A 26,000-nucleotide genomic window follows, 5' to 3' on the forward strand; every position below is an offset into this window, starting at 1 on the left:
CGCCCGACCCGTCGGCTCAGTCGGGCTTCACCACCAGCAGCAGGTCTCCGCCCTCCAACTGGGTGGTGCCGTGCAGCACCACGCGCTGCACCGTGCCCGCCACCGGCGTGGTGATGGAGGCCTCCATCTTCATCGCCTCGATGGTGGCCACCGTGTCGCCCGCCGCCACCCTGTCCCCCTCGGCGGCAGTGACGGTGACCGCCCCGGCGAAGGGCGCAGCGACATGGCCCGGGTTGCCGGGATCGGCCTTCTCGGCCGCGGCCACCTCGGCCTTGATCGAGGTGTCGCGCACCCGCACCGGCCGCATCTGGCCGTTGAGCAGGGCGTGGACGGTCCGCTTGGCCTTCTTGTCCGGCTCGCTGATGGCCTCCAGCTCGAAGATCAGCTCGACGCCCTTGTCCAGTGCGACGGTGGTCTCCTCGCCGCGGGTGAGCCCGTAGAGGTAGGGCAGGGTGGGCATCACGGACAGGTCGCCGTAGGTCTCGCGGTAGCTCTCGAAGTCCTGGGTGGGGCCGGGGAAGAGCAGCCGGTTCAGCGTCTCCTGCCGGGTACGGCCACCCTGCTCCAGCAGGGCCAGGTCCTCGTCGGGCACCTCGGTGATGCGCACCGGGGACTTGCGTCCCTGCAGGGCGCGGGAGCGGAAGGGCTCCGGCCAGCCACCCTCGGGCTGGCCCAGCTCGCCGTTCAGGAAGCCGATCACCGAGTCCGGGATGTCGAACTTCTGCGGATCGGCCTCGAAGTCGGCCGGGTCCGCGCCCACCGCCACCAGGTGCAGCGCGAGGTCGCCCACCACCTTGGAGCTGGGGGTCACCTTGGTGGGGCGGCCCAGGATCTTGTCGGCCGCGGCATACATCGCCTCGATCTGCTCGAACTTCTCCCCCAGGCCCAGCGCGATCGCCTGCTGGCGCAGGTTGGACAGCTGGCCGCCGGGGATCTCGTGGTCGTAGACCCGGCCCGTGGGGGCGGGCAGTCCCGACTCGAAGGGTCGGTAGACCTTGCGCACCGCCTCCCAGTAGGGCTCCAGCTCGGTGACCGCACGGGCGTCGAGCTTGGTCTGCTCCGGGGTGTTGGCCAGCGCCAGCACCAGCGCGCTCATCGGCGGCTGGCTGGTGGTGGCCGACATCGGTGCGCTGGCGACGTCGACGATGTCGACGTCGGCCCGGATCGCCTCCAGCAGTGTGGCGAGCTGGCCGCCGGCCGTGTCGTGGGTGTGCAGCGCCAGCGGGACGCTCGGGAACTCCTCGCGCAGGGCGGTGACCAGCTTCACCGCAGCCGGGGGCCGCAGCAGGCCGGCCATGTCCTTGATGGCCAGGATGTGGGCACCGGCGTCGACGCACTTGCGGGCCAGTTCCACGTAGTAGTCGAGGGTGTAGATGGTCTCGGCCGGGTCGTTCAGGTCACCGGTGTAGCACAGCGCCACCTCGGCGATGGCCGTCTTCGTCTCCAGCACCGCCTCGATCGCGGGGCGCATCTGCTCCACGTCGTTCAGGGCGTCGAAGATGCGGAAGACGTCGACGCCGACGGCCGCGGCCTCCTGCACGAAGGCCCGGGTCACCTCCACCGGGTACGGGGTGTAGCCGACGGTATTGCGGCCGCGCAACAGCATCTGCAACAGCGTGTTCGGCATGGCCTCGCGGAGCTTGGCGAGCCGCTCCCACGGATCCTCGCCCAGGAAGCGCAGGGCGACGTCGTAGGTGGCCCCGCCCCAGCACTCGACGCTGAACAGTTCCGGCAGCATCCGGGCGTAGTAGGGCGCGACCGTCAGCAGGTCACGGCTGCGCACCCGGGTGGCCAACAGGCTCTGGTGGGCGTCGCGGAAGGTGGTGTCGGTCACCTCGACGCCCGACTGCTCGCGGACCTGACGGCTGAAGGCAGCGGGGCCCAGGTCCAGCAGCCGCTGGCGCGGCCCGGCGGGCACCGGAGCGGTCAGGTCGACGCCGACGGGCAGCTTCTCGGCCGGGTCCAGATTGGTGAGCGGCTCGCCATTGGGCTTGTTGACCGTCACGTCACCGAGCCAGCGCAGCATCTTCGTGCCGCGGTCGGCCGGGGTGCGGGAGGTGAGCAGGTAGGGACGCTCGTCGATGAAGCTGGTCGAGATGACGCCGCTGGCGAAGTCGGGCTCGTCGAGCACCGCCCGCAGGAAGGGCATGTTGGTGCTGACGCCACGGATCCGGAACTCGGCCAGAGCGCGACGGGCACGGTTGATCGCGGTCTCGAAGTCGCGGCCGCGGGCGGTCATCTTCACCAGCATCGAGTCGAAGTGGCCGCTGATCTCCACCCCGGTGGCCACGGTCCCACCGTCCAGCCGGATGCCGGCGCCGGAGGCCGAGCGGTAGGCGGTGATGGTGCCGGTGTCCGGGCGGAAGCCGTTGGCGGGGTCCTCGGTGGTGATGCGGCACTGCAGGGCGGCACCGCGGATCTCCAGCGTGTCCTGCGACAGGCCCAGCTCGGCGAGGCTCTCGCCGCCGCAGATCTGCATCTGCGACTGCACCAGGTCGACGTCGGTGATCTCCTCGGTGACGGTGTGCTCCACCTGGATGCGCGGGTTCATCTCGATGAAGTGGTGTTCCCCGGCGCGCGGCCCTTCCGTCTCCACCAGGAATTCGACGGTGCCGGCGCAGGAGTAGTTGATGGACTGGGCGAAGTTCACCGCATCCGAGCAGAGGGCGGCCCGCAGTTCGTCGCTGAGGTGCGGCGCGGGGGCGATCTCGATCACCTTCTGGTGACGACGCTGGATGGAGCAGTCCCGCTCGAACAGGTGCATCACATTGCCGTGCTGGTCGGCCAGGATCTGCACCTCGATGTGGCGTGGACGGCCCACGGCCTGCTCCAGGAAGACCGTGGCATCGCCGAAGGCGCTCTCGGCCTCGCGCATGGCGGCACCCATCGCCTCGGCCAGGTCCTCGCGACGGTTCACCCGTCGCATCCCTCGGCCACCGCCACCGGCGACGGCCTTGACGAAGATGGGGAAGCCGATCTCGTCGGCCTGCTGCGTGAGCCACTCGACGTCGGTGGACGGGTCGCAGGAGCGCAGCGTGGGGATGCCGGCGGCCTTGGCCGCGGCCAGGGCACGGACCTTGTTGCCGGCCAGCTCGAGCACCTCCGGCGGCGGTCCGACGAAGGTGATGCCCGCATCGACGCAGGCCTGCGCCAGGTCCGGGTTCTCGCTCAGGAAGCCGTAGCCGGGGTAGATGGCGTCGGCGCCGGCGTGCTTGGCGACGCGGATGATCTCGTCGATGTCCAGGTAGTTGCGCACCGGGTGGCCCGGCTCGCCGATCTGGTAGGACTCGTCGGCCTTGAGGCGGTGCTCGGAGGCGCGGTCCTCCCAGGGGTAGATGGCGACGGTCTTCAGGCCCAGCTCGTAGGCGGCTCGGAAGGCACGGACGGCGATTTCGCCGCGATTGGCAACCAGGACTTTCGTGAACATGGACCCAACCTATCGCCAGGCGGTGTGACCAATGTCACACGGCGGTCATTGATGGACACCCCTTGACAGCCGCGGTGCCCCCTTCAACCGAGGGCCCGCACCCCGTCCGCACCGAAAGGCCCCCGCCCCCACCGAAGGCTCACCATCCGCACCTGGGGGACCCGATCCACATGTTCGAACATGCGGATCAGGCCCCTTGGGTGCGGATGGTGAGAACAGTGGCGATGTGACACACGGGACGCCAGGGGGCCACTACTCCGACGGAAACCCTCAGGGGCGCCGACGAACAACCAGGGCCACGGCGCAGAGTTCCTGACGGTGGGCCGCAAAGGTGCGTCGCATCCCCAGCACCCGTCGGCGGGCCTCGGGCCTGCGGAGCAGGTTCACCAGGATCCGCACCAGGCCCACGACTCCCTCGTCGGCCAGCATTCGGCGCGGCTCGAGCAGGGCCATCTCCGTGGTCTGCGACCACTCGACGTCGTAGCCCTCTTCGTCGAAGAGCTGCCGCCATTCGGCGAGCGTCAACGGGCGGGCATTGACCTTGATGGCTCGCGCCAGGTCCTTGCGGATGTCCTCCTTGACCTGCTCGTCCAACTCGTCCGGACGCAGGCCCAGCTCGTGGATGGCATAGCGGCCGCCCGACTCCAGCACTCGTCGGACCTCGGCCAGGATCTCCCGCTTGCCGCGCTCGGACTGCATCGTGAGCATGGCCTCCCCTACGACAAGATCCGCGCTCGCTTCCGGCAGCCCGGTCTGCTCGGCGCTGCCCAGGTGCACCTGGCCACGGGAGCCGATCACCGCGCGCACCGTGTCCGCGGCCTGCGGGTCACGCTCGACGGCCTGGTAGCCGGCCGGCTGGAGGTCTAGCAGCCGCGCAGCCGTGACGCCAATCCCCGGCGCCAGCTCCACCACCCGCCGACCCGCCGGTTCCGCCGCCGCGAGCATTGCCTCGGTGAGCTCCCGACCACCGGGACGCAGCACCCGCTTGCCCAGGGAGGCCAGCACCCAGTGCCCCTGCTGACCGCCCCCCGGACGCGCCTGGTCGAGCTCCTGCTCGTCGGTCTGGTCCACGCCTCGCTGCATGATGGCCCTTTCGTTCGCCGAGTCTTTAGGTTAGGTTTACCTAAACCATTAACCAAGGAGCATTCCGTGTCAAATGAACAGCTTGAGGAATTCGCACCCGAGGATCCCCGTGCGGGTCACGTCGACCAGGGGGATGACGCCGGCCAGACCGACGGCGTCGCCACCTACGTCGCCAGCGCCTTCGACCAGTCCGCCTCGCGCGGCGGCCGGCCCGGTGCCACGGCCGTGGTGGACAACGAGACCACCAAGGTGGTCGCCTTCGAGTTCGCGGCCGGCGACGAGCTGAAGGAACACGCCGCCCGGCATCCGGTGCTGATCCAGGTGCTGCGGGGACGGGTGGACTTCACGCTGCCGGACCGCACCGTCGAGCTCGTGCCGGGCTCCTTGCTGCACCTGACCCCGATGCTGCGGCATGCGGTGCGCGCCACCGAGCCCACCACGCTCACGGTGACCATGCTGCTTCCCCGCTGACCCGAGCCTGTCGAGCAGCAGAAAGGGCCGACACCGTGGAAGGTGTCGGCCCTTGGGTACCGGCCCATCCGGCCGGAGACTTCTGTCCGAACCGGAATGTTACGCCGCAGCCCGGCCGTACCTCCAACCGGGGGCGGCGACGGGCCTCAGATCTTGTCCACCAGGCTCATCAGGATGCCCTGGGCGAAGTACACGACGAACAGCGCCGAGACCGCCCACAGCAGCGGGTGCACCTGCTTGGCCTTTCCCTTGATCAGCTTGATCAGGCAGTAGACGATGAAGCCCGCACCGATGCCGGTGGTGATCGAGTACGCGAAGGGCATCAGCACGATCGTCAGGAAGGCGGGGATGCCGTCCTCGACGTCGTCCCAGTCCACGTGCGCCACCTGGCTCATCATCAGGTAGCCGACGAAGGCCAGCACCGGGGCCGCGGCCTCGGACGGGATCATGTCGACGATGGGCGTCAGGAAGATGCTCAGCAGGAAGGCGATGCCGGTGACCACCGAGGCCAGACCGGTGCGGGCGCCCTCGCCGACACCGGCCGCGGACTCGATGTAGGAGGTGTTGGACGAGACGCCGCCCAGGCCACCGGCGATCGCGGCCACCGAGTCGACCATCAGGATCTCCTGCAGGTGCTCCGGGTTGCCCTGCTCATTGAGCAGCCCGCCCTCCTGGCCGACGGCCACCACGGTGCCGACGGTGTCGAAGAAGTCGGCCAGCAGCAGGCTGAAGACCAGCAGCACCAGGCCCAGGAAGAGCTTGGAGCTGAAGTGGCCGTCCTGCGTGAAGGCGCCCAGCATGTCCACCCGGCCCAGGGTGCCGAAGTCGGGGCTGGCGAAGTCACCGGCGCTGGGCAGGCTCGGCACGTTCAGCGCCCACCCGGTGGCCTTCTTGCTGCCGTCGGCCTGGAAGGTGGGGCCGATCTTGAAGATCGACTCCACGACCACGGCCAGCACCGAAGTGGTGAGGATGGAGATCAGCATGGCGCCGCGCACCTTGCGGGTGTAGAGCAGCACCAGCAGCAGGAAGCCGGTGATGCAGACGGCGATCGGCCAGCCCATCAGGGAGCCGTTGACGCCCAGCTCCACCGGCGGGCTGCCGGCCGGCTTGCGGACCACTCCGGCGTCCATCAGGCCGACGAAGGTGACGAACAGGCCGATGCCGACGCTGATCGCGGTGCGCATGGCCGGCGGCACGGCACGGAAGACCGCGGTGCGCACGCCAGTGAGCACCAGCAGGGTGATCAGGATGCCCTCCCAGACCACCAGGCCCATCGCCTGCGGCCAGGTCATCTGCGGGGCGATGGCATAGGCCAGCATGGCGTTGAGGCCCAGGCCGGTGGCCAGGCCCAGCGGGTAGCGGCCCCAGACGCCCATCAGGATGGTGACCAGGCCGGCGACCAGGGCGGTGCCCACCGCCACCATCATCTTGGCGTCACCCACCGCGGCCCAGTCCACCTGGGTGCGGGCGGCGTCGAGGAACTTGGGGGCGCCGGAGATCAGGTTTCCGTTCCGGTCGGCCTCCGAGCCGATGATGATCGGGTTCAGCGCGATGATGTAGGCCATCGTGAAGAAGGTCACCAGGCCGCCGCGCACCTCCTGCCCGACGCTCGACCCACGACGGGTGATCTCGAACCATCGGTCCATCGCGGACAGGGAGCCGTCGTCGTGCTGACGGCCGGGCGGCGCGGTGCGGGCCGCCTTGGGGCTGTTCATGACCATGGCGGCATCGTACGGGCAGCCTGCCGCAGCCCTCGACCGGCCGCGCGCTGTCTCGGGGTCTGGTCAGCCCCAGCCGGATGCGTCGAGGGCGGTTGAGAAATGTCACACACCCCCGAATTGAACACTGTTCAATTGCGCTGCTAGCGTCGCGCCCATGACTCACCCCGCAGCGCTGCTGGAGGCCGACCGTCGCCACCTGTGGCACCCCTACGCCAGCACCGCCGAACCCGGCCCGCTGCGCTGCGTCACCGAGGCCCACGGCACCCGTCTGGTGCTCGACGACGGAACCGGCCCGGTGGAGGTGGTGGACGCCATGGCCTCCTGGTGGTGCCAGGTGCACGGCTACCGCAACCCGGTGCTGGACCGTGCCCTGCACGAGCAGGTGGACCGGTTCAGCCATGTCATGTTCGGCGGCCTGACCCATGCCGGCGCCGTCGGCCTGGCCGAACGGCTGGTGGCCATGACCCCCGACCCGCTGCAGCGCGTCTTCCTGGCCGACTCCGGGTCGGTGGCCATGGAGGTGGCCCTCAAGCTGGCCCGGCAGTACCAGGTGGCCCGCGCCGGTGGCCGGCCCACCCGACGGATGCGCTGCGCGGCGCTGCGCGGTGCCTACCACGGCGACACCTGGGGCGTGATGGCGCTGTGCGATCCCGAGGGCGGGATGCACGCGATGTATGCGGGGGCCGTGGAGCAGCACCTCTTCCTGCCCCGCCCGCCCGGCTTCGCGGCAGACGAGGCGCAGCTGCAGTCGTGGGCCGAGCAGGCGCGCGCGCTGGTGCACGCGCATCGCGACGAGCTGGCGGCCATCGTCGTCGAGCCTGTCCTGCAGGGAGCCGGCGGGATGTGGCCCTGGGCACCGGCGGCGCTGCGGGAGCTGCGCGCACTCGCCGACACCTACGAGCTGCTGCTGGTGGCCGACGAGATCGCCACGGGCCTGGGCCGCACCGGCCGGCTCTGGGCCTGCGACTGGGCCGAGGTGGTGCCCGACGTCCTGGTGCTGGGCAAGGCGATGACCGGCGGCTACTGCACCCAGGCCGCGGTGGTGGCCACCGAACAGGTGGCGCGCACCGTGAGCCAGGGCTGTGGCGCCCTGATGCACGGGCCCACCTTCATGGCCAACCCGCTGGCCTGCGCCGTCTCCTCGGCCAGCCTGGACCTGCTGGCCGACGGCTGGCAGCACCAGGTGCCCGCCCTGGAGCAGGGGCTGCGATCCGGTCTGGCGGGGCTGCAGGACCACCGCGGGGTCACCGACGTGCGCGTGCTGGGCGGCACCGCCGCCGTCGAGCTGACCCGGCCCGTCGACCTGCCGCTGGCCACTCGGGTGGCGATCGAGCACGGGGTCTGGCTGCGTCCCTTCCGCAACCTGGTCTACGCGATGCCGCCCTATGTCTGCACCGCCGAGGACCTGGCCACCATCACCGGCGCCATGCGCGCCGTCGTCGACGCCCTCACGGAGGAAGCATGTTGAGCCTGGAGGACCTGCGCGAGGGCATCACGATCGTCACCGGCACCGACACCGACGTGGGCAAGACGGTGGCCACCGCGGTGCTGACCCGATGGCTGATGGACCGCGGCGTCGCCACCACGGTCTGCAAGCCCGCCCAGACCGGCCTTTCTCCCGACGAGCCCGGCGACCTGGCCCAGGTGGCCCGGTTGACCGGCCTTGACGAGCAGCACCTGGTGGAGTTCACCCGCTTGCCGGAACCGTTGGCCCCCACCACCGCCGCTCGCCGCGCCGGCATCACGCTGCCCGGCGTCGGCGAGCTGGCCGACCGGCTGGTCGCGCTCTCGCGGGACTGCGAGGCGCTGCTGGTGGAAGGAGCGGGCGGCGTGCTGGTGGGCCTCGACGACGAGGGCCGCACGGTGCTGGACCTCGCCCATGAGCTGACCCGACGGGGCCATCGACCCTCCATCGTGCTGGTCACCCGCGCCGGGCTCGGCACCCTCAACCACACCGGGCTGAGCCTGTCCGCCCTGGCCTCCTGCGACCTGGGCCCGGTGGGTCTGGTGGTGGGTTCCTGGCCCCGACGCCCCGGCCTGGCCGAACGCTGCAATGCCGAGGAACTGCCCCACCTGGCCCCGGTGCTGGGCTGGCTGCCCGAGGGTCTCGGCGAAGACCCTGAGGCGGTGGCGCGCACCGCGCTCCAGCTGCCCCAACCGCCCGCTGCGGCCACTGCGGCCCCACGGCCCTCGTGACCAACCTGATCCCCAAGAAGCTTCCGACAAGGAGAACCCATGGACCTCGACCTGATGACCCACACCGCCCTGCGCGGCGAGTCGATCACCCGCGAGCAGGCGCTGCAGGTGCTGCAGGCCCCCGACGCGATGACACTGAGCGTGGTGGCGGCCGCCGGCACCGTGCGCCGCCACTTCTTCGGCAACCAGGTGCTGGTGAACCACCTGGTCAACATCAAGTCCGGGATGTGCCCGGAGGACTGCAGCTACTGCTCCCAGGCCCTGGACTCCACCGCCGGGATCCTGCGCTACAGCTGGCTGCCCCGCGAACAGATCGAGGAGGCGGTGCGCGCCGGACTGGCGCAGGGTGCCTCCACCGTCTGCCTGGTGGCCTCGGGGCGCGGCCCGTCGCGTCGCGAGGTGGAGATGGTGGCCGGGATCGTCGAGGAGCTGAAGGCCGAGCACCCGGAGGTGACGGTCTGCACCTGCCTGGGCTTCCTGGACGAGCCGAAGGCCGAGCGGCTCAAGCAGGCCGGCTCGGACCGCTACAACCACAACCTGAACACCGCCGAGGACCGCTATGGCGAGATCTGCTCCACCCACAGCTATTCCGACCGCGCCGAGACCGTGGCCCATGCCCGTTCCGCCGGGATGGATGCCTGCTCGGGGCTGATCGCCGGCATGGGCGAGAGCGACGAACAGTTGGTGGACGTGGTCTTCAGCCTGCGCGAGCTGGGCGTGGAGTCGGTGCCGGTGAACTTCCTGCTGCCCTTCGAGGGCACCCCGCTGGAAGCGCATCGTGAGCTGAATCCGCTGCGCTGCCTGCGCATCCTGGCGATGGTGCGCCTGGTGCATCCCGACGTGGAGGTGCGCAGCGCCGCCGGCCGCGAGTACCACCTGCGCTCGCTGCAGCCGCTCGCCCTCGAGGTGTGCAATTCCATCTTCCTGGGCGACTACCTCACCAGCGAGGGCCAGGCCGGTGGCGCGGACCTGGAGATGATCCGCGACGCCGGCTTCGAGATCAAGGGCCGGGTGGACTCCACGGTGCTGGCCGGACCGCACGGAACGCCGTCGGTGGCGGTGCGCAGCTGCGGCCAGGGCGGTGCGGAGTCCGGCTGCGGCGGCTGCGGCTCGCAGGGTGGCTGCGGCGACGGTCACGCCCACCAGGCCGAGCCGGACGACGAGCCGCGCGTCGACGCGGCGGGCGTCCCGATCCGGCGTCGCGGTGCCGGAGCCGCCCAGCCCGCCTAGACTCGGACCATGAGCGAGCACCGCCACCTGGTCCAGGCGAAGATCCGCCCCCTCGACGAGGACGGCGTGCAGGTGGCACGCGTGGGCACCGTGCTCTTCGCGGTGATCACGCTCGTGATGTGGCTACGGCTCGACGAGCTGCGCGCCGACGGCGAGCAGTGGTGGCTGTGGACCGGCGTGGCCGGCACCGTGCTGGGCCTGGTGGGCCAGTGGTGGTGCCTGCGTCGCCGCTCACGGCGCACCAGCTAGTCCTGCTGCGCCCACGCTGCCGGCCGCCGAACCCTTGGGCCGGGCTCTTCGCTGGCACCGACCCGCCAGGACACCTGCTTGGACTCCGACCCCGCTCCCTGCACTCCGACCCCGCTCCCTGCACTCCGACCCGGCTGTTGAGGGGTCGAGGCGACGAAAACAGGGCCGAGGCGACGGAAACAGGGTCGAGGCGACGGAAACAGGGTCGAGGCGACGGAAACAGGGTCGGGGCCGGGACCGTCGGACGAGACCGGAGCATCGGCGGCCAGACCCGGGTGGGGAGTGTCACGGCGGCATCTTCACCGGGTGCGTGGACGGCGACTGCCCACCACCTCGCAGCAGGCCGCCGGTCAGGGGCGGAAGCCCGGGACGGTGCGCCCAGCCAGCGCACGCCGGCGGTGAGCCCGCCGGTCCACAGGTCGAAGGTGTGGCCGCCATGGGGCAGCACCTGCGCGCGCACCGTCGTCGGGGCCTTCACCGCGGCCAGGAAGTCGCGGCTGGTGGGCCAGGACTGCGGGTCCTTGCGGGAGGTCTGCACGAACAACCCCACCTGCGGACGGGCCTTCCTGGCCAGCCGCACAAGGTCCAGCCCGGCGGCCTGACGGCTCTCGGCGCCCCACGGGGGCCGGTGCGCGGGCGCCCAGGAAGGCCGCGCATAGCCTCCCAGCGAGATGCCGGCGGCGAAGTCGGAGGGGTGGCGCAGGGTGAGCATGGAGGCGCACCAGCCGCCCATCGAGTAGCCCGCCCAGGCCCAGCCGGTGCGCTGCGGCACCACCCGCAGGTGGGAGCGGACCCAGGTGGGCAGGTCGCGGCCGAGCCAGGTCTCCATCTGGCCGGGGCCATCGGGTCCCATGACGCACTCGGTGTCCATCCCGCCGGGGGTCACGTCGGGCGCCACGGTGATGAAGGGCTGCACCCGGTGGGACTCCACCAGCTGGTCGGTGAGACGCGCCACCGACATCCGGGTGGTCCAGACCGTGGGCGAGCCGGGGATCCCGTGGGCAGCCAGCAGCACCGGGTAGGCGCGGTGGGCATTCTGGGGTAGGTCGTAGCCCTCGGGCAGGATCACCGTCGCTCGCCAGGAACGATGCCCCACGGAGGTGGGCACCTGCACGGTGCGGACCCGGCCGGTCCCCGGCAGCGCCGCCAGCTGGCGTCGGTCCACCCGGGTGACCTGCTGGTCGGGGAAGGTGCGGGCGGGATCCTTGGCGCCCAGCTGGCTGGTGGCGGCGTCCTCGGCATCGTCGGCGTAGAGGTCGTCCAGGGTGGGATACCAGGCATTGTCGTGATTGAGTTCCAGCGCGAGCGCGGTCACGGCGCACAGGGTGCACAGCACGATCACCACCAGGTTCTGGGCCGCATGCAGCCACCGGCGTGCCATGCGTCGCGTGCTCACCCAGGGCCCCACCACCAGCGCCAGCACCACCAGAGCGGCCGCGATCCAGTGCACGCCGTCACCCAACAAGTTCATCCACTGCCCTTCCGTAGGCGCACAGCATGCCCCCGGGGCGGGTCAGACCGAAGGGCCCTTGGCGCTCCTCTCATCGGCCTCTCAGCGGTGCGCTAGCTTCGGAGCATGAGCATGGCGCGCGGCGGACCGCGCAGCTGCCTGGCAGCCCTGTGCCTGGCCGCCCTGGCGACGGTCGGTGGCTGCGCCGCACCCCCGGCAGCCCTCCCGCACGCCTCCAGCAGCCCCGGGCCCGTCGTCGCCACCGGCCCGCTGCACGTGGTGGGGCTGGGCGACTCGGTGATGGCCGGCACCAACTGCGACTGCGATCCCCCGCTGTTGGGCTACCAGCAGTCCCTGGCCCGGCGCAGCGGTCGCCCGGTGGTGGCCGAGGACGAGACCGTGGCGGGCCTGTCCGCCCAGCAGCTCGCCGTCAACCTGGCCCAGGACGCCGAGCTGCGCCAGCAACTGGCCACCGCCGACGTGGTGCTGCTGGTGGTGGGAGCCAATGACGTGGTGGATCTGGCCGGACGACGCAGCACCACAGGCTGTCCTGCCAGCTGCTACCAGCCGGTGGTGGACACGATGGCCAGGTCGCTGGACCAGGTGCTCGCCACGCTCGACGAGCTGCGCCCCGGGCGCGCCGGCACCGTGCTGGTGGGCGACTACTGGAACGTGCTGCCCGACGGCCGCAAGGCCAGGGTCGTCGAGGACGCTGCCGAGCTGGCCTGGAGCCACGAGGTCACCGATGCGGTCAACCGCGCGATGGCCACGGTGGTGGACCGACGCGGCATGGTGCTGGTGGACCTGCTCACCCCCTTCCGCGGCGGCGACGGCAGCAAGGATCCGTCAGGCCTGCTGGCCGATGACGGCGACCATCCCAATGCGGAGGGCGTCAAGCTGCTCGTCACCACTTTCCTGGCCGCCACCCCGGCCGACTGAGGCCCACCCTCCAGGCCACTGCCGTGGTGGCTGCTGGCCGGACGCACGACGGCCCCGGAGCCTGGGGGCGTCCGGGGCCGTCGCGGCAGCGGTGCGGTCAGTCGAAGAGGTTGTCGTCGACGCTGATGGTGTCGAAGACGGGCTCGCCCAGCTCCACGCCGCGCTCCTCGGCGACGACGTCGGAGTGGCCGCCGCAGCCGTGGTCGACGGAGACCACGTTCGCGTCGAAGGGGGAGAACTCGTTGGTACAGGCGCCGAAGAGCCGTCCCAGGTCTCCCTGAAGCCGCACGAAGTAGCCGCAGGTGATGCAGTTGGCCGGGGCCAGCCGGGTGGACTGGTTGTCCGGGCCGGCCTCGCCGGCCACCCAGCGCTCGGCGGCCACGGCACGGCCGTACTGGCTCAGCACCCGCTCGCGGCCCAGGCCGAACTCGCCCACCAGGGCGCGGGTCTGGGTCCACTCGGCCGGGTCGGCGTCGGCGGCCAGCTCGCCGCCGGTGAAGCCGGGCTCCAGGCGCGGGTCGTTGTCGGGCGTGGGCAGCAGGGTGCCGGGCGCCACGTCGCCGGCCTGGATCCGGTCGCTCCACGGCACCCAGCGCGGGGCCAGCGGGGCGTCCTCGCCGGGCAGCAGGACGATCTCGTTGATGGTGGGCGCCTTGGCACGCGAGGCGCGCACCATGGTGACCGCCCAGCGCCAGCCGACATAGCCGGGATGCGGGCACTCGAACAGGTGCGTGACGACGCGCTCCTCCTCGGCGACCACGCCGAGGTGCTCGCCCACGCCGAAGTCCTTGGCGTGCTCGACGGCGGCCTCCCGGGCCCGCTCCACCGCCGCGGCGGTGACAACGTCGGGCTTGGGGGTGCGCGTGGTGCGTGCCGCCATCACAGCTCCAGCTCGTCGGCGACCTTGCGCAGCATCAGGGCGATCTGCTTGGCCTTGCCGGGCTCGGGGTGACGGCCGTGGCGGTAGCCATTGCCGATGCCGTCCAGCAGCTTGATCAGGTCCTCGGTGATCACGGCCATCTGGTCGGGCTTCTTGCGCAGCTGCTTGGACAGCGACGGCGGGGCGTCCACCAGCCGCACCGACAGCGCCTGCTCACCGCGACGACCCTCGATGATGCCGAACTCGACCTTCTGGCCGGGCTTCAACGAGGTGACCCCCTCGGGCAGCACGTTGGCGCGCACGTAGACGTCGCCGCCGTCCTCCTTGCTCAGGAAGCCAAAACCCTTCTCTGCGTCGTAGAAACGCACCTTGCCGATGGGCACTTCATCCTCGCTTGCTCGTTGGGGCCGCACCAGAGGGTACGGGTCCAGTCGAGGATATCCGTCCCGGCAAGAACAAACCACCGGGATCGCACCGGCTGGGCGTGGTGGCACGCGGTCTCGTCCCGCTGAGTCAGCCCGCCTCCACCGCGCAGGGCGTCACTGCATCGCAGCTGACTGGCGCAGGCCCCCGGCGGCAGCGGGGTCCAGCACCACGAGCACCGAGGGGTGGCGCTGCAGCACCGAGGCCGGGCAGTCGGGCCCCACCGGCCCGGTCAGGGCGGCGGCCACGGCCGCTGCCTTCTGCTCGCCCTGGGCCACCAGTACGACGTGGCGGGACTCCATGATCGTGCCCAGCCCCTGGGTGAGGCAGTGGGTGGGCACCTGCGCCGGATCGTCGAAGAAGCGGGCGTTCGCCTGGCGGGTGGCCTCGCTGAGCGGTTGCACCCTGGTGCGGGAGTCCAGCGGGCTGCCCGGCTCGTTGAAGCCGATGTGACCGTTCCCGCCGATCCCCAGCAGCTGGACGTCGACGCCGCCGGCTGCTCGGATCGCGTCCTCGAAGCGTCGGCACGCCTCCTGCGGATCCGCCGCACTGCCGTCGAGCACCTGGACCCGCTCAGGGTCCAGGTGCAGCGGGCCGGTGACGGTGCGCTGGATGGTGGCGCGGTAGCTGTTCGGATCATCGGCCGGCAGGCCGAGGTATTCGTCGAGCGCGAAGACGGAGGCCCCGCCCAGGTCCAGGCCGGCGTCGACGCGACGTGCCAGCGCGGCATAGGTGCTCAGCGGCGAGGAGCCGGTGGCCACGCCCAGCACCGGCCGGGGCCGCCCTGCCACCAGTTGCGCGATCCGCTCGGCAGCGCGCTCCCCCAGATCTTCCGCCGTGTTCTCGATGACGACCTCCATGGCAACGAGACTAGGCATTTCACCGCCCCCGGAGGTCGATTCGCTCAGCTGGACCGCTCATCCGCTCAGCAAGGGTGAGCGAGCAGACGATCCCTTCCCGTCGACGCCTCCGGTCAGCTGCTGCCGCCCTGTCGCTCGCCCGGCCCGGACCTCCCGACCAGGCTCCCGGCGCCCGCCTAGACTGGAGGGCATGGCTGACTGGACCGATGGCTCGCAGTACGCGCCGCTGGAGCGCCCCGAGGGCTTCGCCGCGCCGCGCACCAGCGCGCTCGCCAGCGCCGATCCCGACGACAACCTGGCCGAGGGTCGTCCGGTTCAGCCCCCGGCCGCCTACCAGGAGCCGCACCAGGCCCCCGAGCTCGAGGCCCTGGTTCCGGCCGCCGGGCCCGAGCGCGATCCGCAGCAGCCCTTCCAGACAGCCGGCAGCGCCGAGGGCGCCTGGGGAGCCGCGCACGCCGCCTGGAAACCGACGATGCCGCTGGGCGAGGCCCCGGCGCCGGCTCCCACGGCCTTCCCGCCGTCGGCCACCAGCACCTTCCCGCCGCCGGCCTTCCCGCCGCCGGCGGGCCCTCCCGTGGTCCCCTCCCCTGGTGCGACGGCAGCCGCCGGTCCGCTCGCAGCCAGCGCACCGGTCGCAGCCAGCGCACCGGTCGCAGCCAGCGGACCGGTCGCAGCCAGCGGGCCGGTCGCAGCCAGCGGGCCGGTCGTGCCCCCGGCCGCACTGCAGCAGCTGCCCCCGCCCACCGGGGCGCCCGTGCCGCTGCCGCCGCCCACCGGGCAGCCCTCCGCCGCCCCCGCCAGGCCGCACGGCCCGGTGCCGGCAGCCGGCTGGCAGCCCGAGCCGGTTCGCCCGCAGCCCCAGGGGCTGGCCGCCTATCTGGGCGGCACCAAGGGCGTCGCGCTGGGAGCGCTCGCCTTCGGGGTGCTGGTGCCGAGCCTGGCCTACCTGATGATCTTCGTCTCCTCCTTCCTGAGCCGCAGCACCGGCCGGGGCGCCGGCCTGCTGCGCACCGCCTACAACCTGGTCTTCTTCGTGGTGGTGGGCCTGTGGATCGCCAGCATGAGCGGTGGCTACGACTTCGGCTTCTACGGGATCAGCCAGGCGCTGTGCGCGGTGATGATCGGCGTCAATCTCTACGCCAGCCACCTGGACAGCCGCGGGACCCGGCAGTGAGCGCACCGCGCTCCATCGCGGACGTGATCCGCGGCCTGGCTGCCGAGGAACTGACCGAGCTGGTCCGGCTGCGCCCCGACCTGGCGCTCCCCCGTCCGGCCGACCTGGACGAGCTGATCGAGCGCGCCACCGGTTCCGCCTCCACCCAGATCGCGCTGGAGGGCCTCGACGCCTGGCAGCGACGCGTCACCCTGGCCCTGGCCGCCAGCCCCGACGCCATCTCCACTCGCCACCTGGCCGCCCTGATGGGCGCCGAGCGGGGCCACGTCAGCCACGCCCTGGCCGCGCTGCAGCGTCGCCGGCTGGTCTGGGGCACCGAGCGCAGCTGGCACCTGACCCGGGCCGCGCGGACGGCCTTCGGCGCCTACCCGGCCGGGCTGGCCTGCGAGTCGACGATGCCGCTCACCGACCAGCAGGTGGACGAGGCGCTCTCCCGCATCGACGAACCCGCCCGGGCGGTGCTGGAACGACTGCTCTGGGAGAACCCCACCGGGCGGGTGGCGCAGGCCGACCGTCGTGGCGCCGCCGACTCCGAGCGTCCCGTCGACCGGCTGCTCTTCCACCGCCTGGTGCGCCCGCTGGACTCCGAGACCGTGGTGCTGCCCCGCGAGGTGGCGCTGCGGCTGCGCGGCGGCCGGCTCTTCGCCGACGACGTGCCGCCAGTGGTGCCGGCCTGGCCGGCCGGTGAGGACTCCGCCATGGTGGAGGGCGCCGGGCTGGGCTCGGCTCTGGAGCTGGTGACCTCGGTGGAGGTGCTGGTGGACCAGCTGGGCCGGATGCAGCCCCGCCCGCTGACCACCGGGGCGCTCGCCAAGCGCGACCTCACCACCCTGGCCCAGGAGGGCGGCGGCCTGCCGCGCACCCTGCTGCTGCTCATGGTGGCCGAGCGGGCCGGGCTCGTCGCCACCGGCGGTGCCACCGCCTGGCTGCCCACCGCCGGCTACGACCACTGGCTGGCCGGCGACGGCTGGAGCCGTTGGCAGCTGCTGCGCGACGCCTGGCTGGCGCTGGACGCCATCCCCGATCCGGCCGGCCCGGCCCTGGCCCCCGGCAACCACGTCGCCTGGGCCGGTGCGCTGCGTCGACTCGCCGTGGCCCAGCTGCAGGCCGCTGCCCCGGGTGCCGCCGTCGAGGCCGAGGTGCTGGCTGCCCGGATCGGCTGGTTGCGTCCCGCCTGGTCACGGCTCGACCTGGTGCCGCTGTGCACCGAGCTGCTGGCCGAGTGCACCTGGTTCGGGCTGGTGGCGCTGGGGCGGCGCACCCGCCTGGTGGAGGCGGAGCAGGACCCCGGCTTCCCGCAACCGGTGGCCGAGTTCATGATCCAGTCCGACCTGACCGCGATCACCCCCGGCCCGCTGGTGGCCGAGGTGGGCCGCTCGCTGGCCCTGCTGGCCGACCGGGAGCACGGCGGCTCGTCGGGCGTGCACCGGTTCAGCGCGGACAGCATCCGTCGCGGGCTGGACGCCGGCTGGACCGCTGACGAGATCCGGCAGTGGATCGCCGGGCACTCCATCACCCCGGTGCCGCAGGCCCTCGACTACCTGGTGGACGACGTGGCGCGCCGCCACGGCCAGGTGCAGGTCTCCGCCGTGGCCAGCGTCGTGACCGTGGACGACCCGGTGATCGTGGACACCGTGCTGGGCCACCCCGATGCCGCCGTGCTGGGGCTGCGACGCCTGGCCCCCACGGTGCTGGCGGCCGCCGCCGAGCCGGTGGAGCTGGTCTCCTTCCTGCGCGACATGGGCCTGGCGCCCGTGGCGCAGGACGCCACCGGTGCCCGCTTCACCACCCCGGCACCGCGTCGGGCCCGCGCCACCGTGGCCCCCTTCGAGCCGCGCGCGCAGCGGGTGGACGCCGAACGCGTGGTGGCGGAGCTGTTGGCCCGTGACGAGGGACGACGCCACGCCCTGGCCGCCGGCAGCCTGCTCAAGAGCCTGGAGGAGTCGATCGGCAGGCCCGGCTGGTGGCAGCTGGACTTCGTCGGCAGCGACGGCGCCCCGCAGAGCGTGACGGTGCGGGTGCTGGCCCTGTCGGGCGGGACGGCGCGGCTGATGAAGAAGGCCGAGGGCCCCTTCACCCTGCCGGTGAGCCGGATGGTCGGCCTGCGCCCGGCCTGAGCCGGCGGCCGTCCCGGCAGGTGGGCTCATGGGGCACACCTGATCGTCACCGCGGTGACACCTGGGGGTCATGGTCCTCGGCACGCCTCGCGTGTGACAATCGTCACACTTTCGTCCGTGCCCAGGAGATGCCATGACCCGCAAGCTCGTCGCCAGCCTGTTCACCTCCGTCGACGGCGTGGCCGCCGACCCCTACCTGTTCCAGTACGACTCCTTCGACGACGACCTGGGGGCCTGGATGACCCAGGCCATCGACCGGGTCGACGACGCGGTGCTGGGCCGCGTCAGCTACACCGAGTGGGCCGGCTACTGGCCCACCGTCACCGAGGGCGAGGACGTCTCCTTCGCCGACTTCATCAACCACGTCCCCAAGCACGTCGCCTCGCGCACGTTGCGCCCCGAGGACCTGGCCTGGAAGAACTCCCGGCTGATCGAGGGCGACCTGGTGGAGGCGATCAGCGCCCTGAAGCAGACCGAGGGCGGCGACATCGCCGTCGAGGGATCGCTCTCCGTGGTGCGCCAGCTGGTGATGGCCGGGCTGATGGACGAGCTCACCCTGGTGGTGCACCCCGCCGTCGCGGGCACCGGGCGTCGGCTCTTCGACGAGGCCTCCCCCACCCGCCTGGCGCTGCTGGACGTGCAGCGCACCAGCAAGGGCAACCTGCTGGCCACCTACGGCCCGCACCAGGGCTGAACCGGCGCACCGGCCGATCCACGACGAGGCCCCGGCCCCCATGAGGGGACCGGGGCCTCGTCGGCGCTGGATCAGGCGTGGCGCTGGATCAGGCGTGGCGCTGGATCAGGCGTTGCCGCCGAACAGGCTGGTCACCGAGCCGTCCTCGAAGACCTCGTGGATCGCCTTCGCGATCAGCGGGGCGATCGAGAGCACGGTCAGCTTGGCCAGGTCCTGGCATCCCTCGGGCAGCGGCAGGGTGTTGGTGACGATGATCTCGTCGAAGGCGCTGTCGGCCAGGCGCTGCTTGGCCGGACCGGAGAGCACCGGGTGGGTGGTGGCGGCGATGACCTGCTTGGCGCCGTGCTCCATCAGGGCGTCGGCGGCCTGGCAGATGGTGCCGGCGGTGTCGATCATGTCGTCCACCAGCAGGCAGACCTTGCCCTTCACGTCACCGACCACCTCGTGCACCTTCACCTGGTTGGCGACATTGGTGTCGTGGCGCTTGTGGATGATGGCCAGCGGGCAGCCCAGCCGGTCAGTCCACATGTCGGCCAGCCGCACGCGGCCGGCGTCGGGAGAGACGACGGCCATCTCGGAGGTGTCGTACTTCTCCAGCACGTAGTCGCTCAGCACGGGCAGGGCCCACAGGTGGTCCACCGGGCCGTCGAAGAAGCCCTGGATCTGCGAGGCGTGCAGGTCCACGCTCATGATCCGGTCGGCGCCGGCGGCCTTGTACAGGTCGGCCATCAGGCGCGCGGAGATGGGCTCGCGGCCCAGGTGCTTCTTGTCCTGGCGGGCGTAGGGGTAGAAGGGCGCCACCACGGTGATCCGCTTGGCCGAGGCACGCTTGAGCGCGTCGACCATGATCAGCTGCTCCATCATCCACTCGTTCACCGGGGCGCAGTGGCTCTGGATCACGAAGGCGTCGGCGCCGCGCACCGACTCCTCGTAGCGGACGTAGGTCTCGGAGTTGGCGTAGTTCAGGGCGCGCGTGGGCACCAGCCCCACACCGGTCAGCTCGGCGATCTCCTCCGCCAGCTCGGGGTAGGCACGCCCCGAGAAGAGCATCAGGTGCTTGTCGTTGGGGCGCTTGACACCACTCACTTGTAGTCCTCCGGCTTGCGTTCGGCCATCTTCGCCCGGGACGCGGCCACGTCCGGGTGGATCTCGGGATCGGCGGCGGTGGCCGATGCTGCGGCGGCGGAGGACGGGCGCTTCTTCGGGACCCATCCCTGGCTGACGTGCTGACGGCCGCGGGCGACGGCCAGGCCGCCCGCGGGGACGTCCTCGGTGACGGCAGAACCCGCGGCCACGAAGGCGCCCGCGGCAATGTCCACCGGGGCCACCAGGACGGAGTTGGAACCGATGAAGACGTTGTCGCCCAGGTGGGTGACCGACTTGTTGGTGCCGTCGTAGTTGGCGAAGATCGTGCCCGCGCCCACGTTGACGCCCTCGCCGATGCGGGCATCGCCGCAGTAGGTGAGGTGCGGCACCTTGGAGCCGTCGCCGATCTGGGCGTTCTTGGTCTCGACGAAGGCGCCGATCTTGCCCTTGGTGCCCAGCTCGGTGCCGGGACGCAGGAAGCTGAACGGGCCGACGGTGGCATGGGCACCGATCACCGAGAGCGAGCCGTGGCTGCGGATCACGGTGGCACCCTCGCCCACCTCGACGTCGCTGAGCGTGGTGTCGGGGCCCACCACGGCGCCGGTGGCGATGCTGGTGGCGCCCTCCAGGTGGGTATTGGCCAGGATCGTCACGTCCTGCGCGATGTCCACGCCGGCATGGATCCAGGTGCTGGCCGGGTCCTGCACGGTGACGCCGTTGCGCATCCACTGCTCCACGATGCGGCGGTTCATCTCGGCATTCATCCGGGCCAGCTGCACCCGGTCGTTGACGCCCTCGGTCTGCCACAGGTCGTCGATCATGTGGGCGCCGACGCGCTCGCTGTTGGCGCGGGCGGTGGAGATGACGTCGGTCAGGTACAGCTCGCCCTGCGCATTGTCGGTCTTGAGGTGCTTGAGGCCCTCGTAGAGGGTCTCCGCGTTGAAGATGTAGATGCCCGAGTTGATCTCGGTGACCGCGGCCTCCTGGTCGGTGGCATCCTTCTGCTCCACGATCCGGGCGATCTGGTCGCCCTCGCGGATGATGCGGCCATAGCCGAAGGGATCGGGGACATTGGCCGTCAGCACGGTGATGTGGTTGTCCTGGGCGCGGTGCTCCCGGACCAGCTCGACGAGGGTCTGGCCGGTCAGCATCGGCACGTCGCCGTAGGTGACCAGGATCTCGCCGCGCAGTTCGCCGAGGCCCTGCAGACCGCACTGGACGGCGTGGCCCGTGCCCTTCTGCTCCTCCTGGACCGCCGTCACGACATTCGGGGCGATCTCGGACAGGTGCTGCAGCACCTGCTCACGCTTGTGACCCACCACCACGACGAGGTGCTCGGGCTCCACCTCCTCGGCGGCATTGACCGCATAGCTCAGCATGGAGTGGCCGGCCACCTCGTGCAGCAGCTTGGAGATGTTCGACTTCATCCGCGTCCCACCGCCTGCGGCGAGGACGACGACGGCCGAAACCTGCGGGGTCTGGTCCGAATCCTGCACGTGACTGCTCACGGGGCTCCTTCTGGTCGCGCAGCACTGTCCGCTCCCCGGGCAGGAGTCGAACCTGCGTCGCTTGTCCTGATTCAAAGTCAGGCGGGCCCTACCGGCAGACCAACCGGGGATTGTCTTCCGGCGGGCCGGACCGACAGTCCGCCACTGGGGCAGACGACTGCGATCTTACGCACCCCGCGTCCGGTGGCGCACCTCGATGCCCGCGTCGGGACGGGCTGCGGCCGGGCTGCTCGCCGCTCCACCCGAACGGAGGTGGACGTGTGAAAGCATGACCCCATGTCGGAGCGCCAGTCCCCCCGAGCCCGCCGGGGCCGCGTCAGGATGACCAGCGCGGAGCGCCGCGAGCAGCTCATCGCGGTGGCGCGCACCCTGTTCGCCCAGAAGGGCTTCGAGGGCACCAGCGTGGAGGAGATCGCCGCCAGCGCCGAGGTCAGCAAGCCGGTGGTCTACGAGCACTTCGGCGGCAAGGAGGGGCTCTACGCCGTCGTCGTGGACCGCGAGGTGATGCGGCTGCACGGCATGATCCGCACCGCGCTGACCACCCAGGGGGCAACCAGCCGCGAGCTGATCGAGTACGGCGCGCTGGCCCTGATGGACTACCTCGACGAGCATCCCGACGGCTTCCGGATCCTGGCGCGCGACTCCTCCGTGGTGGCCGCCCAGGGCTCCTTCGGCTCGATCCTGTCCGACGTGGTGAGCCGCGTGGAGGACCTGCTGGATGCCCCCTTGAAGCGCCACGGCTTCAACACCGACCATGCCGGTCTCTACGCCCAGGCGCTGGTGGGCCTGGTGGCCTTGGCCGGGCAGAGCTGGCTGGACACCCGGGAGCCGCCCAAGGAGGTGGTGGCCGCCCACCTGGTGAACCTGGCCTGGAATGGCATGGCCAACCTGGTGCCCGAGCCCACCCTGACCGTGCGGCCGATGCCCGAGGCCCGCAAGTCCCGTCGTCGCCCCTGAGCTGGCTCCGTCCGAACGGCCCCTGCTGGTGCGCGAGGCGGTCCGCTAGGGTGGCGAGCGAAGGCTGGCGAAGCTGCCAGTTCCCGCCCAATCACTGATTCGAGGGGAAGCCCGAGCCCATGGCGAAGATCATCTACACCCACACCGACGAGGCCCCGCTGCTGGCCACCTACTCCCTGCTCCCGGTCATCCAGGCCTACCTGAGCACCGCCGGCGTCGAGGTCGAGACCCGTGACATCTCGCTGGCCGGCCGGATCGCCGCGGCCTTCGGCAAGCAGGACGACGCGCTGGCCGAGCTGGGCGAGCTGGCCAAGACCCCCGAGGCCAACATCATCAAGCTGCCCAACATCTCGGCCTCGATGCCGCAGCTGAAGGCCGCCATCGCCGAGCTGCAGGCGCAGGGCGTCGACATCCCGGACTACGACACCGCCTCCGACGAGGACAAGGCCAAGTACGACGCGGTCAAGGGCTCCGCCGTGAACCCGGTGCTGCGCGAGGGCAACTCCGATCGTCGCGCCCCCCAGGCCGTCAAGAACTATGCCCGCAAGCACCCCCACTCGATGGGCGCCTGGAGCAGCGACTCCAAGACCAATGTCGCCACCATGGACGCCGACGACTTCCGCCACAACGAGCAGTCCGTGGTGATCCCCGCCGAGGACACCCTCACGATCCAGCTGGTGGCCGCCGACGGCAGCACCACCGTGCTCAAGGAGAAGCTGCCCGTGCTGGCCGGCGAGATCGTCGACGGCACCGTGATGCGCGCCAAGGCCCTGGACGCCTTCCTGGCCCAGGCCGTGCAGCGCGCCAAGGACGAGGGCGTGCTCTTCTCCACCCACCTCAAGGCCACCATGATGAAGGTCAGCGACCCGATCATCTTCGGCCACGTGGTCAAGGCCTTCTTCCCGAAGACCTTCGAGACCTACGGCAAGGACCTCGAGGCCGCCGGCCTGAGCGCCAACAACGGCCTGGGTGGCATCTTCGCCGGTCTCGACGCGCTGCCCAACGGCGCCGAGATCAAGAAGTCCTTCGACGACGAGCTGGCCGCCGGCCCCGCGCTGGCCATGGTCAACTCCGACAAGGGCATCACCAACCTGCACGTGCCCAGCGACGTGATCGTCGACGCCTCGATGCCGGCCATGATCCGCACCGCTGGCCACATGTGGAATGCCGAGGGCCAGGAGCAGGACACCCTCGCGGTGATCCCCGACTCCTCCTACGCCGGCGTCTACCAGGCCGTGATCGACGACTGCCGCGCCAACGGCGCCTACGACCCCACCACCATGGGCTCGGTGCCGAACGTGGGCCTGATGGCCCAGAAGGCGGAGGAGTACGGCTCCCACGACAAGACCTTCGAGATCTCCCAGGCCGGCAAGGTCCAGGTGGTCAACTCCGCCGGCGAGGTGCTGATGGAGCACGACGTCGAGCCCGGCGACATCTGGCGCGCCTGCCAGACCAAGGACGCCCCGATCCGCGACTGGGTGAAGCTGGCCGTGAACCGCTCGCGCCTGTCCAGCACCCCGGCCGTCTTCTGGCTGGACCCGGAGCGCGCCCATGACCGCAACCTGATCGAGCTGGTCAAGCGCTACCTGGCCGACCCGGAGGTGGTCTCCTCCACCGACGGCCTGGACATCCGGATCATGAGCCCGATCGAGGCCACCACCTTCTCGATCGAGCGGATCCGCAAGGGCGAGGACACCATCAGCGTCACCGGCAACGTGCTGCGTGACTACAACACCGACCTGTTCCCGATCCTGGAGCTGGGCACCAGCGCCAAGATGCTCTCGGTGGTGCCGCTGATGAACGGTGGCGGCCTGTTCGAGACCGGCGCCGGCGGCTCCGCCCCCAAGCACGTGCAGCAGCTGGTCGAGGAGAACTACCTGCGCTGGGACTCGCTGGGCGAGTTCATGGCGCTGGCCGAGAGCCTGCGCCACCTGGCCGCCTTCGACGACAACCGGCGCGCCGCCGTGCTGGGCGAGGCACTGGACAAGGCCACCGAGACCCTGCTGAACGAGAACAAGTCGCCGGCCCGCAAGGTGGGCCAGATCGACAACCGCGGCTCGCACTTCTACCTGGCCCTCTACTGGGCCCAGGAGCTGGCGGCGCAGACCGAGGACGCCGAGCTGGCGCAGGCCTTCCAGGGTGTCGCCCAGCAGCTGGCCGAGAACGAGCAGAAGATCAGCGAGGAGCTGCTCGGCGTGCAGGGCAAGCCGGTGGAGATCGGCGGCTACTACCGCCCCGACGAGGAGCTCACCAGCCAGGTGATGCGTCCGTCGACCACCTTCAACGAGGCGATCGCCGCGCTCTCCTGATCGCGTGACGACTGCAGGGCCCCGGGGATCCCCCGGGGCCCTGTGCCGTCCCCGGCGACGACCCGATGGGGGCCATCCGCAGCGATTTGCTCGTGCCAAGGGCCTCCCCCGGGCTCCCGGCGGAAAAGTTGCAAACTTGAGATACGGCCTGCTGGCGTCCGTTTCTCCTTGTACACAAGGAAAAGCTCCGCACCGGGTGATGCCGACGCGGTCTCGGGTGAGGTCCACGGACTCACCCCACCTTCAGCCCCTCTTCAGGCTCCGATAGAATTTCCGAAAGGCCTGAGGCGGGTCCCCACTGCCGCCGTCCCCCACTGGGCCCGAGAGGTGTTGAACCCATGAGCTTCGCCCGCACAGGATCGTTCCTGTTCGTCGCCGCCGTCGCGACCTCCACTGTCGTGAACGTCGTCGCGCCCGTGCACCAGTCGTCCAGCGACCGTGCCGACAGCCCGGTGGTCACCGGGCCCGCCGTCGGTGGCAGCACCGGCACCGCCAGCAGCCGCGCCTCGGCCCCCTCCGGCAACCCTGCCGCCACCGCCCCGGCCAGCTCCGGCGGCGTCCCGGCCGGCCCCGTGGGCCAGGCCACCGTCAGCGCGGACCGCACCCTGGCAGCCCCGGACCAGCAGCCGGCCGGCCCCGCCACCGAGCCCGGCGCTCCGCAGGCCAGCGCCACCGCCACCGCGAGCCAGAGCGCCGACGAGGCGGCCCCGTCGTCGGCCCCGGCAGCGACCACCGCTGCCCCGGCGGCCACCACGGCTGCTCCGGCGGCCACCGCTGCGGCGCCCAGCCTTCCCGCCGTGGTGCCCACCACCTCGGTCCCCACCACCGCGGCGCCGCGCGCCACCACGGCCCGGACCTCGGCGCCCACCCAGCGTCCGACCGCGGCGCCGACCACGTCGAAGCCGACGCAGCGCCCCACCACCGCCAGGCCCACCCAGCGCCCCACGACGGCCAGGCCGACCCAGCGTCCGACGACCTCGAAGCCGACGGCGGCTCCGACCACCGCGAAGCCCACGCAGGCTCCGACCACGTCGAAGCCCACGACGGACCCCACCACCTCGAAGCCCACCGCCGGGCCCACCACCCAGCAGCCGACGGCCAAGCCCAGCAAGGACCGTCGCTGCCAGGAGCGCCACCACAACTGTGGCCGCGAGCGCAGCGGACGCCCCTGAGCGCGGGGCCCCTCGGCCCGATCCACGACGACGGACCCGGACCACCTGGTCCGG

Annotated in this window: 20 protein-coding genes and 1 tRNA gene; 11 read left to right on the plus strand and 10 right to left on the minus strand. The window is 71.4% G+C overall.

The genetic code is table 11. From position 1 onward, the window contains the following. Positions 1-16: 16 nt before the first annotated feature. Positions 17-3,427, minus strand: a complete 3,411-nt coding sequence (locus tag ABD073_RS10795) for a pyruvate carboxylase (protein ID WP_343874495.1) — start codon at positions 3,425-3,427, stop codon at positions 17-19. A 270-nt stretch (positions 3,428-3,697) separates the two neighbouring features. After that, positions 3,698-4,498, minus strand: coding sequence for a class I SAM-dependent methyltransferase (locus tag ABD073_RS10800; RefSeq protein ID WP_343874497.1), 801 nt, complete (start codon positions 4,496-4,498; stop codon positions 3,698-3,700). Between the two features lie 78 nt (positions 4,499-4,576). On the opposite strand from ABD073_RS10800, the gene ABD073_RS10805 reads away from it, so the two are divergent. Then, complete coding sequence (locus tag ABD073_RS10805; protein ID WP_343874499.1) at positions 4,577-4,981, plus strand: cupin domain-containing protein; 405 nt, start codon at positions 4,577-4,579, stop codon at positions 4,979-4,981. Positions 4,982-5,127: 146 nt separating this feature from the next. Here the strand turns inward: ABD073_RS10805 and ABD073_RS10810 are convergent, their stop codons facing one another. Beyond that, positions 5,128-6,627, minus strand: coding sequence for an NCS2 family permease (locus tag ABD073_RS10810; RefSeq protein WP_343874587.1), 1,500 nt, complete (start codon positions 6,625-6,627; stop codon positions 5,128-5,130). A gap of 229 nt (positions 6,628-6,856) precedes the next feature. Between ABD073_RS10810 and bioA the strand changes: the two genes are divergently transcribed. The 3 genes from bioA to bioB are packed head-to-tail and all read left to right on the plus strand — an operon-like array spanning position 6,857 to position 10,128. Continuing rightward, a complete protein-coding gene (gene bioA / locus ABD073_RS10815) occupies positions 6,857-8,170 on the plus strand; it encodes an adenosylmethionine--8-amino-7-oxononanoate transaminase (protein ID WP_343874501.1) in 1,314 nt (437 codons plus the stop codon). Then, positions 8,167-8,898 (plus strand): dethiobiotin synthase, encoded by a 732-nt coding sequence (gene bioD / locus ABD073_RS10820; RefSeq protein ID WP_343874589.1) that lies wholly within the window; start codon positions 8,167-8,169, stop codon positions 8,896-8,898. The genes bioA and bioD overlap by 4 nt, the downstream gene beginning before the upstream one ends. A 39-nt stretch (positions 8,899-8,937) precedes the next feature. Then, positions 8,938-10,128: a biotin synthase BioB gene (gene bioB / locus ABD073_RS10825; RefSeq protein ID WP_343874503.1), complete on the plus strand. Its 1,191-nt coding sequence runs from the start codon at positions 8,938-8,940 to the stop codon at positions 10,126-10,128. Positions 10,129-10,234: 106 nt separating this feature from the next. Here bioB and ABD073_RS10835 read toward each other — a convergent pair whose 3' ends face one another. Then, on the minus strand, positions 10,235-11,848 hold the full coding sequence (locus tag ABD073_RS10835) for an alpha/beta hydrolase (protein WP_386751664.1): 1,614 nt from the start codon (positions 11,846-11,848) through the stop codon (positions 10,235-10,237). 105 nt (positions 11,849-11,953) lie between these two features. Between ABD073_RS10835 and ABD073_RS10840 the strand changes: the two genes are divergently transcribed. After that, a complete protein-coding gene (locus ABD073_RS10840; RefSeq protein ID WP_343874507.1) occupies positions 11,954-12,766 on the plus strand; it encodes an SGNH/GDSL hydrolase family protein in 813 nt (270 codons plus the stop codon). A 97-nt stretch (positions 12,767-12,863) separates the two neighbouring features. Here the strand turns inward: ABD073_RS10840 and ABD073_RS10845 are convergent, their stop codons facing one another. The 3 genes from ABD073_RS10845 to ABD073_RS10855 form a co-directional block, all read right to left on the minus strand. Beyond that, the gene (locus ABD073_RS10845; protein WP_343874508.1) at positions 12,864-13,646 is read right to left on the minus strand and encodes a DUF3027 domain-containing protein; all 783 of its coding nucleotides are present in this window, start codon (positions 13,644-13,646) and stop codon (positions 12,864-12,866) included. Next, positions 13,646-14,029, minus strand: a complete 384-nt coding sequence (locus ABD073_RS10850; protein ID WP_343874509.1) for a cold-shock protein — start codon at positions 14,027-14,029, stop codon at positions 13,646-13,648. Before ABD073_RS10850 ends, ABD073_RS10845 begins: the two co-directional genes overlap by 1 nt. 156 nt (positions 14,030-14,185) lie before the next feature. After that, entirely contained in the window at positions 14,186-14,929 is a 744-nt protein-coding gene (locus ABD073_RS10855; protein ID WP_343874511.1) for a glucosamine-6-phosphate deaminase, read from the minus strand. Positions 14,930-15,119: 190 nt separating this feature from the next. On the opposite strand from ABD073_RS10855, the gene ABD073_RS10860 reads away from it, so the two are divergent. The 3 genes from ABD073_RS10860 (at position 15,120) to ABD073_RS10870 (ending at position 18,914) form a co-directional block, all read left to right on the plus strand. Next, entirely contained in the window at positions 15,120-16,103 is a 984-nt protein-coding gene (locus ABD073_RS10860) for a hypothetical protein (protein ID WP_343874512.1), read from the plus strand. Further along, entirely contained in the window at positions 16,100-18,220 is a 2,121-nt protein-coding gene (locus ABD073_RS10865; RefSeq protein WP_343874514.1) for a helicase-associated domain-containing protein, read from the plus strand. Before ABD073_RS10860 ends, ABD073_RS10865 begins: the two co-directional genes overlap by 4 nt. A 133-nt stretch (positions 18,221-18,353) precedes the next feature. Continuing rightward, positions 18,354-18,914 carry a dihydrofolate reductase family protein gene (locus tag ABD073_RS10870; RefSeq protein ID WP_343874516.1) on the plus strand — a complete coding sequence of 187 codons (561 nt, stop codon included), beginning with the start codon at positions 18,354-18,356 and terminating at the stop codon, positions 18,912-18,914. A gap of 105 nt (positions 18,915-19,019) precedes the next feature. Here ABD073_RS10870 and ABD073_RS10875 read toward each other — a convergent pair whose 3' ends face one another. The 3 genes from ABD073_RS10875 to ABD073_RS10885 form a co-directional block, all read right to left on the minus strand. Further along, positions 19,020-20,000 (minus strand): ribose-phosphate diphosphokinase, encoded by a 981-nt coding sequence (locus ABD073_RS10875; protein WP_343874518.1) that lies wholly within the window; start codon positions 19,998-20,000, stop codon positions 19,020-19,022. Continuing rightward, positions 19,997-21,508 carry a bifunctional UDP-N-acetylglucosamine diphosphorylase/glucosamine-1-phosphate N-acetyltransferase GlmU gene (glmU, locus tag ABD073_RS10880; protein ID WP_343874520.1) on the minus strand — a complete coding sequence of 504 codons (1,512 nt, stop codon included), beginning with the start codon at positions 21,506-21,508 and terminating at the stop codon, positions 19,997-19,999. The genes ABD073_RS10875 and glmU overlap by 4 nt, the downstream gene beginning before the upstream one ends. A gap of 31 nt (positions 21,509-21,539) precedes the next feature. Beyond that, a tRNA-Gln gene (locus tag ABD073_RS10885) sits at positions 21,540-21,618 on the minus strand. Between the two features lie 211 nt (positions 21,619-21,829). Here ABD073_RS10885 and ABD073_RS10890 point away from each other — a divergent pair. From ABD073_RS10890 to ABD073_RS10900, 3 genes are all read left to right on the plus strand, one after another. Further along, the gene (locus tag ABD073_RS10890; RefSeq protein ID WP_343874591.1) at positions 21,830-22,465 is read left to right on the plus strand and encodes a TetR/AcrR family transcriptional regulator; all 636 of its coding nucleotides are present in this window, start codon (positions 21,830-21,832) and stop codon (positions 22,463-22,465) included. Between the two features lie 119 nt (positions 22,466-22,584). Further along, entirely contained in the window at positions 22,585-24,774 is a 2,190-nt protein-coding gene (locus ABD073_RS10895; RefSeq protein ID WP_343874523.1) for an NADP-dependent isocitrate dehydrogenase, read from the plus strand. A 338-nt stretch (positions 24,775-25,112) separates the two neighbouring features. Continuing rightward, on the plus strand, positions 25,113-25,946 hold the full coding sequence (locus tag ABD073_RS10900) for a hypothetical protein (RefSeq protein ID WP_343874526.1): 834 nt from the start codon (positions 25,113-25,115) through the stop codon (positions 25,944-25,946). The last annotated feature ends 54 nt before the right edge of the window (positions 25,947-26,000 follow it).

Origin of the sequence: Luteococcus peritonei (assembly GCF_039526385.1) — a bacterium.
GTDB classification, from domain to species: Bacteria; Actinomycetota; Actinomycetes; order Propionibacteriales; family Propionibacteriaceae; genus Luteococcus; species Luteococcus peritonei.